At 56.0% G+C, this 13853-nt stretch carries 11 protein-coding genes and 3 tRNA genes; 6 read left to right on the plus strand and 8 right to left on the minus strand.

Translation table 11 applies throughout. The features are described from left to right. Positions 1-70: 70 nt before the first annotated feature. From ACR0ES_RS00910 to ACR0ES_RS00920, 3 genes are all read right to left on the minus strand, one after another. Positions 71-433: an SUF system Fe-S cluster assembly protein gene (locus ACR0ES_RS00910; protein WP_267364500.1), complete on the minus strand. Its 363-nt coding sequence runs from the start codon at positions 431-433 to the stop codon at positions 71-73. 94 nt (positions 434-527) lie between these two features. Further along, positions 528-806, minus strand: coding sequence for an NfeD family protein (locus ACR0ES_RS00915; RefSeq protein WP_267364499.1), 279 nt, complete (start codon positions 804-806; stop codon positions 528-530). Beyond that, on the minus strand, positions 806-1696 hold the full coding sequence (locus tag ACR0ES_RS00920) for an SPFH domain-containing protein (protein ID WP_267364498.1): 891 nt from the start codon (positions 1694-1696) through the stop codon (positions 806-808). Before ACR0ES_RS00920 ends, ACR0ES_RS00915 begins: the two co-directional genes overlap by 1 nt. Positions 1697-1871: 175 nt before the next feature. On the opposite strand from ACR0ES_RS00920, the gene ACR0ES_RS00925 reads away from it, so the two are divergent. The 3 genes from ACR0ES_RS00925 to lon all read left to right on the plus strand — a co-directional run bounded on the left by ACR0ES_RS00925 (position 1872) and on the right by lon (position 6665). Next, the gene (locus tag ACR0ES_RS00925; protein ID WP_480537774.1) at positions 1872-2783 is read left to right on the plus strand and encodes a nucleoside hydrolase; all 912 of its coding nucleotides are present in this window, start codon (positions 1872-1874) and stop codon (positions 2781-2783) included. Positions 2784-2846: 63 nt separating this feature from the next. After that, the gene (tgt, locus tag ACR0ES_RS00930; RefSeq protein ID WP_480869232.1) at positions 2847-3977 is read left to right on the plus strand and encodes a tRNA guanosine(34) transglycosylase Tgt; all 1131 of its coding nucleotides are present in this window, start codon (positions 2847-2849) and stop codon (positions 3975-3977) included. A 279-nt stretch (positions 3978-4256) separates the two neighbouring features. After that, complete coding sequence (gene lon, locus ACR0ES_RS00935) at positions 4257-6665, plus strand: endopeptidase La (protein WP_480869234.1); 2409 nt, start codon at positions 4257-4259, stop codon at positions 6663-6665. 138 nt (positions 6666-6803) lie between these two features. Here lon and ACR0ES_RS00940 read toward each other — a convergent pair. After that, positions 6804-6878, minus strand: a tRNA-Val gene (locus tag ACR0ES_RS00940). 181 nt (positions 6879-7059) lie between these two features. Here ACR0ES_RS00940 and ACR0ES_RS00945 point away from each other — a divergent pair. From ACR0ES_RS00945 to uvrA, 3 genes are all read left to right on the plus strand, one after another. Next, positions 7060-7136: transfer RNA gene (locus ACR0ES_RS00945), tRNA-Asp, on the plus strand. A 45-nt stretch (positions 7137-7181) separates the two neighbouring features. Continuing rightward, positions 7182-7258 (plus strand) — tRNA-Asp (locus tag ACR0ES_RS00950). 177 nt (positions 7259-7435) lie between these two features. Beyond that, positions 7436-10294, plus strand: coding sequence for an excinuclease ABC subunit UvrA (uvrA, locus tag ACR0ES_RS00955; RefSeq protein WP_480481120.1), 2859 nt, complete (start codon positions 7436-7438; stop codon positions 10292-10294). Positions 10295-10310: 16 nt separating this feature from the next. Here uvrA and ACR0ES_RS00960 read toward each other — a convergent pair whose 3' ends face one another. The 4 genes from ACR0ES_RS00960 to ACR0ES_RS00975 form a co-directional block, all read right to left on the minus strand. Next, a complete protein-coding gene (locus ACR0ES_RS00960) occupies positions 10311-10634 on the minus strand; it encodes a hypothetical protein (RefSeq protein ID WP_480481119.1) in 324 nt (107 codons plus the stop codon). Between the two features lie 108 nt (positions 10635-10742). Further along, positions 10743-11615 carry a 3-hydroxyisobutyrate dehydrogenase gene (mmsB, locus tag ACR0ES_RS00965; RefSeq protein ID WP_480869236.1) on the minus strand — a complete coding sequence of 291 codons (873 nt, stop codon included), beginning with the start codon at positions 11613-11615 and terminating at the stop codon, positions 10743-10745. Positions 11616-11618: 3 nt separating this feature from the next. Continuing rightward, positions 11619-12659 carry a 3-hydroxyisobutyryl-CoA hydrolase gene (locus ACR0ES_RS00970; protein WP_480869238.1) on the minus strand — a complete coding sequence of 347 codons (1041 nt, stop codon included), beginning with the start codon at positions 12657-12659 and terminating at the stop codon, positions 11619-11621. 7 nt (positions 12660-12666) lie between these two features. Further along, the gene (locus ACR0ES_RS00975; RefSeq protein WP_209596109.1) at positions 12667-13809 is read right to left on the minus strand and encodes an acyl-CoA dehydrogenase family protein; all 1143 of its coding nucleotides are present in this window, start codon (positions 13807-13809) and stop codon (positions 12667-12669) included. Between the last annotated feature and the right edge of the window lie 44 nt (positions 13810-13853).

Genomic DNA, 13853 nt, shown 5'->3' on the forward strand with positions numbered 1-13853 from the left:
GGGACAGCACGAGCAGGTAACAAAAACGCCAATGTTTTGTGACAAGTACCCGGGAAACTGTGGCAGGTGCCTACATAAATCCCAGTTCCAGACGTGCTTCGTCTGACATCATCTCCATACCCCAGGGCGGCTCCCAGGTCAGTTCCACGTCAACCTCTTTGACGCCTGCAACAGGCTCGATCGCTTCCATGATCCATCCGGGCATGTCGCCGGCAACCGGGCATCCGGGGGCTGTCAGCGTCATGATCACCTTCACGGCGTTGTCCGAGGAAATGTCGATCGTGTAGATCAGGCCGAGGTCATAGATGTTCACCGGGATTTCCGGATCGTAGACCGTGCGACACGCCTCGACCACGGGCTCGTACAGGGGGTGCTCAATGGTTGACGGCGCAATCAGCGGTGTGCCTTCAAACTGTTCGCTCGGGTGAGTCATCTTTGCCTCGGGTCAGTTGCCTGAGCGATTATATAGGGAATAGGAGCAACAGGGTCCAGTAGGGCGGCGGCGCCGATTGGGGCGCCGCGGCAATTTAGTCGTTGATGTCGTGGTTGAAAGTTTTGACCTGACCGTTCGGCAACGCAAACAGTTTCCGCAAAACAAGCCACGCAATCAGTGACATCACTGCAAAGATCAGCGCCAATACATTCAAAGACAGAGCCATTCCGGGTACGGCAAGGATAAGCCCCGTGACTGCGGCTCCGATTGCAAAGCCCAGAAAGATGAAACCGGGCAGGAAAATCTCAAGGATACCCAGCGCCAATGCTGCGGCCAGCCAGATCCACCAGGTCAACCAGAAGGGGTCAGCCATCACTTTCCTCCTTTTAACATTTTGAACGCGTCACCGAAGGCTTCCAGTGCGTTGGCAGGCACAACAATGGTTTGCTTGCCAGTACCGTTTCCAAGCGCGTTCAGGGCTTCAACCTGTTTCAAGGCAACCTGATACTGAGCAGCTTCGATGCCGTTATCCTGAATGGCCTTGGCGACAACACCGGTGGCGAACGCCTCGGCTTCGGCCTGAATACGCCGCGCCTTGGCGGTTTGTTCAGCCGCGTAAAGCTCGGCGTCGGCATGCAGCTCGACTGCGCGCTTCTTGCCCTCGGCTTCTGTCACCTGTGCGCGGCGGGCTCGTTCGGCGTTCAGCTGTTGCAGCATGGCGTCACGGGTGGCCTGATCCAGATTTACGTCCAGAATCTCGGCGCGGGTGACTTCGATACCCCAGTCATCGACAGCTGTTTCAACGCTTTCCTGAATACGCGTGATCAGTTGGGACCGGTTCGACTGAACCTCATCCAGATCCATCTTACCAATCTCGGCGCGAACGATCCCGGCGACAGTGGTGGCAATCGCGCCATCTACGTCGCGAATTCGGTAGACCGTCTTTTCAGGTTCGAGAATACGGTAGAAGACCGATGTATCGATCTGCACCAGAACGTTGTCCTTGGTGATTGCGTCCTGCGTCGCGTTTGGCAGCTGGCGTTCCAGGATCGAGATCTTGTGACGCGCAATGTCCAGTAGCGGAACAATAAAGTTGATGCCGGGGCCAAGCACGGAATGCAGGCGCCCAAACCGTTCAACTACGTATTTTTCGGACTGAGGCACAATCTTGATGCCTTTGAAAATGATAACAATTACCAGCACCGCAGCCAGCAGGTAAATGATGTTTGACGAAAGCAATCCGATGATTTGGTCTTCGGTCATACTGTCCTCTTGTTTTTGTGTACTATAGTATACATGTGGCGATTGAGTCGCCCGATTTCAACTCTGGTATGAGTGGAAAGCAGCCCCATGCAAATGCTCCAATAGTAAAACGCTGTATCGAAAAATAGTGCTGTGACCGCTTTGCATCCCTAATTGTTTGCGGTATCGGGCTTGGATGAAACTGATAATCGATACAGATCCTGGCATCGATGATGCCATGGCAATCGCCTATGCCGCCGCAGCGCCCGAGATCGAGCTGATCGGCCTGACCACCGTGTTCGGAAACACGCATGTTCACCAATCCAGCCGCAATGCCCGGTTCCTGCTTGATAAGCTGGGTCTGGATCTGCCTGTCGCGGAAGGGGCTGCGGTTGCCCTGGGTGCCGATACGCATTCGCCCTCCGAACATGTGCATGGTCCCGAAGGATTCGGTGACCTGACTGAAATTCCCGAAATTGGAAGCAACCACGCCCTGCCGGCTGCTGAATTTCTGGTTGATATGGCGCGAACCCACAAGAAAGAGCTGGTGGTGTGCGCCGTGGGCCCCCTGACCAACATCGCCAACGCCATTCGTCTGGATCCGGAATTCGCCGACAATCTGGGGCGTTTGGTGATTATGGGCGGGGCGGTGTACTGCCCTGGTAATATTACAGTACATGCCGAGGCCAACATCTATCATGATGCGATTGCCGCTGAAGAGGTCTTTGCCACACCGCCGGAAACCGTACTGGTCGGCTTGGATGTCACGCTGAAAACGCTCTACGAGACTGCAGATTTCGAAAGCCTGGCAATGCGATCACCTGACATGGGGTCCTTTCTGCGAGATATCTCTCGCTTTTACCTGAAGTTCTACAAGGACGTCGGTGGTCTGGAGGGCTGCGGCCTGCACGATTCGACGGCTGTGATTGCTTGTTCTCATGGTGCTATGTTTGACATGGTCGAAACGGGTCTGCGGGTTGTCACCGAAGGCGACCAGAAGGGTGCGACGCGACCTGATCCGGAACGTCCCGCAGTTCGGGTCTGCCGCGACGTGGATGGGGCAGGGGTTGTTCAACTGTTTACAGACCGTGTTGCCTCGCTACCCTGACGGGTTGCAAAGACCGACCGGATCGGGCAAAGCCTGCCCGGTTCGGCGACCCGAGGCGATGACATGACCCAACAGTTTTCTTTTGATCTGAAAGCCACAGACGGCAAAGCCCGGACCGGTGTGATCAGCACACCGCGCGGCGACGTGCGAACGCCTGCCTTTATGCCGGTTGGCACTGCGGCAACGGTCAAGGCGATGATGCCGGAAAGCGTTCGCGCGACGGGGGCAGACATCCTGCTGGGGAACACCTATCACCTGATGCTGCGTCCGACCGCTGAGCGTATTGATCGACTGGGTGGACTGCACAAGTTCATGAACTGGGATCGGCCCATTCTGACAGATTCCGGCGGATTTCAGGTCATGTCGCTGGCCGGTTTGCGCAAGCTGACTGAAAAGGGCGTAACCTTCAAATCCCATATTGACGGGTCAAAGCACGAATTGACGCCGGAACGGTCGATGGAGATCCAGCGCCTGTTGGGCTCGGATATTGTCATGTGTTTCGATGAATGCCCTGCGCTGCCAGCGGATCGTGACCGCATTGCCGAGTCGATGCGCCTGTCGATGCGTTGGGCCGGACGGTCGCGCGATGCGTTTGGCGATCGTCCGGGGCATGCGCTGTTTGGCATCATGCAGGGTGGGCTGGAAAAAGACCTGCGCGAAGAAAGCGCCGAGGCGTTGAAATCTATCGGTTTCGAAGGCTACGCAGTTGGTGGCCTGGCCGTCGGCGAAGGGCAGGAGGCCATGTTCTCTTGCCTCGATTATGCCCCCGATTTCCTGCCATCGGACAAGCCGCGCTATCTGATGGGCGTTGGCAAACCCGACGATATCGTCGGTGCTGTTGCCCGCGGGATCGACATGATGGACTGTGTGTTGCCCTCGCGGTCCGGGCGTACAGGGCAGGTTTTCACCCGTTACGGTGTGGTGAACATCAAGAATGCCCGTCACGCAGATGATCCGCGGTCGCTGGACGAACGCTGCACTTGCCCGGCTTGTTCGAATTATTCCCGCGCTTACCTGCACCACGTGTTCCGTGCGAATGAGATGATTTCCGGCATGTTGCTGACATGGCATAACCTGCATTATTTTCAGGAGATCATGGCCGGCATGCGCGACGCGATTGCCGCGGGCGCGTTCGAAGTCTGGCAAGCCGATTTCCACGCGCAGCGCGCGCAGGGGGATATCGAACCGCTGTGATGTTTTGCCCCCTCTAAGGCGAAAACGGGCAATTCTGCACAGCAGGGCTGTTTTCTGGCGACTGATCGCGCAAGACCGGGGCGTATTCTACTATTTTGGTGGATATGTTCCTGGCACGCCTTGCAGTCCGCCAAACCTCGGTTCATTCTGATTGGTGATACATGGCGGTAAGGTTGAAAATGGGCGATGAGGCCCCACCTTTATCGTCCAAGACAGGAGACGGACAAATGTTGCCTCGATGAGGGACAAGCGCCGTCTTGCCAATGATAAGGATAGAGCATGCAAGAGCCTCTGAATTCCTCCTACCCCGTCCTGCCGCTGCGCGATATTGTGGTGTTCCCACATATGATCGTGCCGCTTTTCGTAGGCCGTGACAAATCGGTCCGCGCGCTGGAAGAGGTGATGCAGGATGACAAGCAAATTCTATTGTCCAGCCAGATCGATCCCGGCGTTGACGATCCGGATGAAGAAGGCATCTACCGCACCGGCGTTCTGGCAAATGTGCTGCAACTGCTGAAGCTGCCCGATGGCACGGTAAAAGTGCTGGTCGAAGGGCAGGCGCGCGTTCAGATCACCGAGTTTCTGGAGAACGAAGAGTTCTTCGAAGCCCGCGCGGAATACCTGACCGAAATTCCCGGCGACGTCACCACGACCGAAGCACTGTTGCGCACTGTCGCGGACGAGTTCGAGCGTTACGCCAAAGTGCGCAAGAACATCCCCGAAGAGGCACTGACCGCAGTGGGCGATACAACCGAGCCTGCGAAGCTGGCTGACCTTGTGTCGGGGCATCTGGGCATCGAAGTCGAACAAAAGCAGGAGCTTCTGGAAACTCTCAGCGTCAGCGAGCGGCTTGAGAAGGTCTATGGCCTGATGCAGGGCGAGATGTCTGTTCTGCAGGTCGAGAAGAAGATCAAGACCCGCGTCAAATCCCAGATGGAGAAGACGCAGCGTGAATATTATCTGAATGAGCAGATGAAGGCCATTCAGAAGGAACTTGGCGATGGTGAGGACGGCAGCAACGAAGTTGCTGAACTGGAAGTCAAAATCGCCGAGACCAAGCTGTCGAAAGAAGCGCGGGAAAAGGCCGAGGGTGAGCTTAAGAAGCTCAAGAACATGTCGCCCATGTCGGCCGAAGCCACAGTCGTGCGCAACTATCTGGATTGGATTCTTGCTCTGCCTTGGGGCACCAAGTCCCGTGTCAAAAAGGATCTGGGCCGCGCGCAGGAGATTCTGGACGCGGACCATTATGGGCTTGAGAAGGTCAAGGAACGGATCGTTGAATACCTTGCGGTTCAGCAGCGCTCGAAAAAGTTGAAAGGGCCGATTTTGTGCCTTGTCGGCCCTCCGGGCGTGGGCAAGACCTCGCTGGGTAAGTCGGTTGCGAAGGCAACCGGGCGCGAGTTCATTCGCATCTCATTGGGTGGTGTACGTGACGAATCCGAAATCCGGGGCCATCGTCGGACTTACATTGGCTCGATGCCCGGCAAGATCATCCAGGCGCTGAAGAAGGCGAAAACCACGAATCCGCTGATTTTGTTGGATGAAATCGACAAGATGGGGCAGGATTTTCGGGGTGATCCGGCATCGGCAATGCTTGAGGTGCTGGACCCGGAGCAGAACAACACGTTCATGGACCATTATCTTGAGGTTGAATATGACCTGTCCAACGTGATGTTCCTGACCACGTCGAACAGCTACAACATGCCTGGGCCTTTGCTTGACCGGATGGAGATCATCCCGTTGGCCGGTTACACCGAGGACGAAAAGCGCGAGATCGCCAAGCAGCACCTGATCAGCAAACAGGTCAAGAACCATGGTTTGAAAGCCAAGGAATTCGAACTGACCGATGAGGCGCTGCAAAAGATCATCCGCACCTATACCCGTGAGGCGGGCGTACGGAACCTTGAACGTGAAATCGCCAAGGTTGCGCGCAAATCGCTGACCAAGATCATCAAGAAGGACGCGGAAACCGTTAAGGTCACACCCGAAAACCTGCAAGATTTCCTGGGTGTGCCGAAATTCCGTTATGGCCTGGCCGAGCAGGACGATCAGGTTGGTGTTGTCACCGGTCTTGCCTGGACGTCAGTGGGTGGCGACCTGTTGCATATCGAAGCGTTGAAACTGCCCGGCAAAGGGCGGATGAAGACGACCGGTAAGCTGGGCGATGTGATGAAGGAATCCATCGACGCCGCTTCGTCCTATGTGCGTTCGATTTCACCTCAGATCGGGGTAAAGCCGCCGCAGTTCGACAAGATCGACATTCACGTTCACGTACCGGATGGCGCGACACCCAAGGATGGCCCATCGGCTGGTTTGGCTATGGTCACGTCGATTGTCTCGGTTCTGACCGGTATTCCCGTTCGGAAAGACATTGCTATGACCGGCGAAGTCTCACTACGCGGGAATGCGATGCCGATTGGTGGTTTGAAAGAAAAACTGCTGGCCGCGCTGCGTGGTGGGATAAAGACCGTTTTGATCCCGGAAGAGAATGAAAAGGATCTGGCGGATATCCCGGACAACGTCAAAGAAGGGCTGAAGATCATCCCGGTCAAACATGTCTCGGAAGTTCTGGAACATGCTTTGGTGCGTAAACCGGAACCGATCGAATGGGACGAAGCCGCGGAAGAGGCCGCGGCAGCGGCGGCCGCGTCGCCCGGTAATACCGGACCTTCCGCGACCGCGCATTAAGTCTTTGGTGAGTCAACAAAAGGCGAAGCAATAGCTTCGCCTTTTTTGTTGAGGGATGTAGTGAAGACCGCACCATGCAGCGCCAAGACGTTGCATGAAACCAGCGTTTCATTTTGGGCATCGGTGTGCTCTGGAAAATGGTGGGTGATAACGGATTTGAACCGCTGACATCTTCGATGTGAACGAAGCGCTCTACCACTGAGCTAATCACCCATGGGACGGGGTGATATCTTTCCCGAAGGTTGGCTGCAAGGGAAATAGAACCTGCGGCATCCGCAAAAAATCGCGCCGTATACAAAATTCTGGAATCTGACAAAAAACTTGAAAACGCCGCTTGACGCTGCCCGAGCGTAGCCATAATACACCCAAACGTTCAGCAATGAACATGCAGCGGGCGGTTGTAGCTCAGTTGGTTAGAGTACCGGCCTGTCACGCCGGGGGTCGCGGGTTCGAGCCCCGTCAACCGCGCCACCGCTGCCAACCTTGGTCCAGGCAAAAGGCCACGAAAATAGATGCGCGGTTGTAGCTCAGTTGGTTAGAGTACCGGCCTGTCACGCCGGGGGTCGCGGGTTCGAGCCCCGTCAACCGCGCCATTTTCCTCCTCAAACAGATCAACGGTTGCGCCTTTACGGGCACCTTTTCCCAATCCATTGATCATTGAAGGTTCTAATCGGCGAAATTTCGACTGTTCACTAAATGTTCTAACTTTTCTGTTGGAGTCTTGGTCTGGCTCGCCTATCTCTTAACCACTTGTTTGTTGGGGGCCGCATATGGCTGAGCTGAAGAATATCGAGGTGCGCGGCGCGCGCGAACATAACCTCAAAGGTATAGACGTTGATATCCCTCGGGATCAGTTGGTGGTCATCACCGGACTGTCGGGTTCGGGGAAGTCCTCATTAGCGTTTGATACCATCTATGCCGAAGGCCAGCGCCGGTATGTCGAAAGCCTTTCGGCATATGCCCGGCAATTCCTGGATATGATGGAAAAGCCAGATGTCGACCATATAAGCGGCCTGTCTCCGGCGATTTCGATTGAACAAAAGACGACGTCCAAGAACCCGCGTTCAACTGTGGGCACGGTAACTGAAATCTATGACTATCTGCGTCTGCTGTTTGCCCGCGCCGGAACGCCCTACAGCCCAGCCACCGGGCAACCGATTGAGGCGCAGCAAGTGCAGGACATGGTCGACCGGATCATGGCAATGGAAGACGGCACACGCGGCTATCTTCTGGCCCCCATCGTGCGCGACCGGAAGGGTGAGTACAAAAAAGAATTCCTGGAGCTGCGCAAACAGGGTTTCCAACGCGTCAAGGTGGACGGAGAGTTCTACGAACTGGATCAACCGCCTGTATTGGATAAGAAATTCCGTCACGATATCGATGTGGTTGTTGATAGACTGGTTGTACGGGAAGGAATGGAAACGCGCCTGGCCGACAGCCTGCGCACCGCTCTGGACTTGGCGGACGGGATTGCCATTTTGGAAACTGCCCCGCGTGAAGGTGATCCGGAACGCATCACATTCAGCGAGAATTTTGCCTGCCCGGTCAGCGGTTTCACCATTCCCGAAATCGAACCACGCCTGTTTTCGTTCAACGCGCCATTCGGTGCCTGCCCGGATTGTGACGGTCTTGGGGTCGAGTTGTTTTTCGATGAACGCTTGGTGGTGCCGGACCAGACGCTGAAACTCTACGATGGTGCTTTGGCCCCGTGGCGCAAGGGCAAATCACCATATTTCCTGCAAACCATCGAGGCCATCGCGCGCCATTACGAATTTGACAAGAACACGCCCTGGAAAGACCTGCCTAAAAATGTGCAGGAGGTCTTTCTGCGAGGGTCCGGGGATGATGAAATTCTGTTCCGGTACGACGAAGGCGGGCGCGTCTATCAAGTGACCCGCAGTTTTGAAGGCGTGATCCCGAATATGGAACGGCGGTACCGCGAAACTGACAGCGCGTGGATTCGTGAGGAATTTGAACGATATCAAAACAATCGCCCCTGCGGCGCCTGCGAAGGCTACAGGCTGCGGGCCGAAGCGCTGGCGGTAAAGATCGCCGGGCTGCATGTGGGGCAGGTGGTGCAGATGTCGATCCGTGAGGCTCTGGCGTGGATCGAAGATGCGCCCAACCACCTGAGCGCCCAGAAAAACGAAATTGCCCGCGCCATCCTCAAGGAAATTCGCGAGCGACTTGGTTTCCTGAATAACGTTGGTTTGGAATACCTTACGCTGTCCCGTTCAAGCGGAACACTGTCGGGTGGCGAAAGCCAGCGTATTCGTCTGGCCAGTCAGATCGGCTCGGGGCTGACCGGGGTTCTCTATGTGCTGGATGAGCCCTCGATCGGACTGCATCAGCGTGACAATGACAGGCTTCTGGATACGCTCAAGAACCTGAGGGATCAGGGCAATACGGTGATCGTTGTAGAACATGACGAGGAAGCCATCCGTGAAGCTGACTATGTTTTCGACATCGGTCCGGGGGCAGGCGTACATGGCGGGCAGGTGGTCAGTCACGGAACGCCTGCGGAAATCGCGGCAGATGCGGCCTCTATTACCGGGCAGTACCTTGCGGGAACGCGTGAAATCGCGGTTCCGGTGCAGCGTCGTAAAGGCAAAAAGCAGAAAGTCACGGTGGTCAAAGCCACGGGCAACAACTTGAAGAATGTCACAGCCGACTTCCCCTTGGGCAAATTCGTTTGTGTCACCGGTGTGTCGGGCGGGGGTAAATCCACCCTCACGATCGAGACATTGTTCAAAACCGCGTCAATGCGGCTGAACGGGGCGCGTCAGACACCAGCACCCTGTGAAACCATCAAGGGGCTGGAACACCTCGATAAGGTCATCGACATCGACCAGCGCCCCATTGGGCGAACGCCGCGTTCAAACCCGGCGACTTACACCGGGGCCTTCACCCCGATCCGAGATTGGTTTGCCGGCCTGCCTGAGGCTAAGGCACGCGGGTACAAACCCGGTCGCTTCAGCTTTAACGTCAAAGGCGGGCGGTGTGAGGCATGTCAGGGTGACGGTGTCATCAAGATCGAGATGCACTTTCTGCCTGACGTCTACGTGACTTGCGAAACTTGCAAGGGGGCGCGGTATAACCGCGAGACGCTTGAGATCAAGTTCAAGGGCAAATCCATCGCGGATGTGCTTGATATGACAGTGGAAGATGCGCAGGAGTTCTTCAAGGCCGTGCCCTCAATCCGGGACAAGATGGACGCCCTTGCGCGTGTGGGTCTTGGCTATATCAAGGTGGGTCAACAAGCCACGACGTTGTCAGGTGGCGAGGCGCAGCGGGTAAAGCTGTCCAAAGAGCTGTCGAAGCGTTCAACCGGACGAACGCTCTATATTCTCGACGAACCGACAACAGGTCTGCATTTCGAAGATGTGCGCAAGCTGTTGGAAGTGCTGCACGAACTTGTCGATCAAGGAAATACGGTCGTGGTGATTGAACATAATCTGGACGTGGTTAAAACCGCGGATCATATCATCGACATTGGGCCTGAAGGTGGTGATGGCGGTGGCGAAATCGTCGCCACCGGAACACCGGAAGACATAGCCGATGTTGAACGCAGCCACACCGGGCGATACCTGAAGCCGATGCTGAAAGGGGCGCGCGTCGCGGCAGAATAAGTGCCCAGACGCAGCCTCAGTTCAGGATATCTGCGATCGCACCAATCAGGTTCAATACTTTGCGTGTCTCGGGGTCGACCCGGTACACGTAGTCACCTGCACGGACATATGAGTAGTTTCGGTTCAACCCATAGCGATAGGGGTCATTGATCCAGCGGTAATCGTTGGTAATGAAGTCACCATCGCGATAGATTTTCTTTGCCTGACCCGGCGGCACACAGGGAACGGATTTCTTGGCCAGACCCGGAGGGCAATGCCCGGCCTTGTTCTTTGCACCCGCGGCAATCGGGGAAAGGGCCAAAGCCGCCAGAGTTGCCGTCGTCACCAAAAATCTCGTCATGTCGCCGTCCTTTGCGATTTGGCCAGCCGGGGCCTTTTGTTCATGACTGCCTAGATGGTCGCTTGCCCAACATCTGTCAAATCGTTGGGCAAGATGCCGCCAGTTGTCTTAGTCACGTCTGCGCTTTTCGAACCGTGGCAGCATGGCACTGAAATCGCGTCCCTTGCCATCTTCGTTCTCGACAAATTGCTCATAAAGCGCGGTGGCAACCTGACCCATTGGCGTATCTGCATCTGCACTCTCTGCCGCCTGCTGGCTGAGGCGCAGGTCCTTCAGCATCAGCTCAGCCGCGAATCCGGGGGCATACCCATTGTCCGCAGGGCTTTGCGGGCCGACACCGGGGGCAGGGCAATAGGCGTTCATTGTCCAGCTGTATCCGGACGACGTACTTACCACGTCAAACATCTTTTGCCGGTCCAAACCCAGTTTGTCGGCCAATGCGAAGGCTTCACAGGTTGCAATCATAGTGACACCAAGGATCATGTTATTGCAGATCTTGGCAGCTTGACCGGCACCGGCCTCACCACAGTGAACAGCTTTCTGCCCCATGATATCGAACAGGGGGGATGCCTTGGCAAACGCGGCCTCTGTTCCGCCAGCCATGAAGGTCAGCGTGCCAGCCGCCGCACCTCCGATGCCGCCAGAAACTGGCGCGTCTACGGACAACAGTCCGGCACTGATGGCCTGATCCGCAACTGCCCGCGCGCTTTCCACATCAACTGTCGAGCAATCGATTAGCACGGCACCTTGTGCCATTGCAGGAATGATCTGATCCGCAACGGCCCTCAGAATCGCACCGTTTGGCAGCATCGTGATGACAGCATCGGCCGCTGCAACAGCTTCCGAAGCGGTTGCGGCTTGAGTAACCCCGTCAACCGTCACGCCTGCTGTATCAAAGCCAAGTACTTTATGACCGGCTTTTGCAAGATTGGCTGCCATTGGCGCGCCCATGTTTCCCAGTCCGATGAAACCGATTTGCATCTCTTAATCCTCTTCGAATGTCAGGGCGTCCGCACCCAGGGGCTGAAGCATTTTCGACACGGCAACCAGAGGGATGTTCATGTCAGGAAACTGCCAGTTCGGGTTGCGATCCTTGTCGATGATCTGCGCGCGGATGCCTTCCAGAAAATCGCCATGCTCCATCGCGCGGTGTGTGAAACGATACTCCATCTCCAGAGCTCGGCGTATGGTCAGAGAAGGGGAGCGCAGGCGATGAAGAATCTCGATTGTGCAAGCCACGGAAAGCGGTGCGTTTTTCCTCAGCATGCCCAGAGTTTTCGCCGAAAACTCAGTGTCGTTGCTGTGCAGACTGTTCAGAACGTCGCCAAGGGTGTCACCGGAAAAATGCTGATCGATTTGGGCCTGCAAGTTCGCCAATTCACCAACAGGCGGTGTACCGGCATGGTCAGCCAATAGTTCAGCGTTTCCAGAGGCTTCGAGCAACTCGATCAGATCGGACCATTGTGATTGCGGGATGAAAAGGTCGGCAAACCCTGCATAGATCGCATCCGCAGGCCCCATCCGATAGCCCGTTGTTCCCAGAAACTCACCCGCGCGTCCAGGCGCAAGGGCCAGCATCAACGAGCCGCCGACATCCGGCACCAGTCCGATGGAGCATTCTGGCATGGCAATCTTTGCGCTTTCACCCACAACGCGATGGCTGCCATGGCATCCGATGCCAACACCGCCGCCCATCGCGAACCCCTGAAGAAAGCTGATGACCGGTTTTGGATATTCGAAGATCAGGGCATTCAGACGGTATTCGTCACGCCAGAATTTCTGACCGTAAGAAAAATCACCCTTGGTGCCGGTTTCATAAAGTTCAGCAATATCACCACCCGCGCAGAAGGCCTTTTCCCCTTCGGCGTCCAGGATGATCAGGTCAATCTCATCGTCCTCGCGCCAGTTGCGCAGCGCTGTGTCGATAGCCATGCACATGTCATAGGTCATCGCGTTCAGCGCATGAGGACGGGTCAGGGTGATACGCCCGGCACGGCCTGTGGTGCGGATATCGATATCTGACATGGGCGCCTCAGCGATTGGCAAGCAATTGTCGTGATACAATCACACGCATGATCTCATTCGTGCCTTCCAATATCTGGTGCACACGAAGATCACGCACAAGCTTTTCGATGCCGTAATCCGCAAGATAGCCATAACCGCCATGCAATTGCAGGCACTGGTCCACAACTTTCGATCCAGTCTCGGTAACGAACTTCTTGGCCATGGCGCAGAACTTCGTGGCATCCGGCGCGCCCTGATCCAGCTTCCAGGCTGCCTGCCGAAGGAACGTACGCGCGGCCTGCAATTCGATCTCCATATCCGCCAGACGGAACTGAAGGGCCTGAAACTGGTCGATGGACTGGCCAAAAGCCTTTCGTTCGGACATGTATTGCAGCGTCATATCCAGCCCGGCCTGAGCGGCCCCAAGCGAGCAAGCAGAAATGTTAAGCCGTCCGCCATCCAACCCCATCATCGCATATTTGAATCCGTCACCTTCCGTGCCCACAAGGTTTCCGGCCGGTATCTTGCAATCGTCGAACTGAACTTGCGCGGTGGGTTGGCTTTTCCAGCCCATCTTCTGCTCGAGCGCGCCAAAGCTGAGGCCGGGCGTGCCGTCTTCAACGTAAACTGTCGAAATCCCTTTAGGCCCGTCCTGACCGGTACGCACCATGCAGACGTAAGCGTCGGAATATCCGCCGCCTGAAATGAAGGCCTTTGTTCCGTTCAGCGTATAGCCTTCGTTGGTCCGTTCGGCGCGTGTTTTCAGCGCTGCCGCATCCGATCCAGAACCGGGCTCGGTCAAGCAATAACTCAACACAGTTTTCAAGCTTAGAACATCGGGCATGATGCGCGCCTTGAGGTCATCGTCGGCAAAGTTGTCGAGCATCTTGGCGCACATATTATGGATCGACAGGAACGCCGCGACCGACGGGCAGGCCATCGATAGGGCCTCAAAAACCAGAGTTGCATCCAGACGGGTCAGGTTTGACCCACCGCTGGCCTCGGACACGTAAAGGGCGCCGAAGCCAAGCTCTCCGATTTGGGGCCATAAGGTTTTGGGGATCGTTCCATCAGCCTCCCATTGCCGGGCAAAAGGGGCGATATGTTCCTGACCAAAGGCATGTGCCATGTCGAAAATGGCTGTTTGTTCCTCGCTGAGTGCGAAATCCATGGCGCTCCCTCCCATCGGCAATGAATTGAACAGTTGTTTATTTC

This window comes from Ruegeria sp. N7 (genome assembly GCF_056531345.1).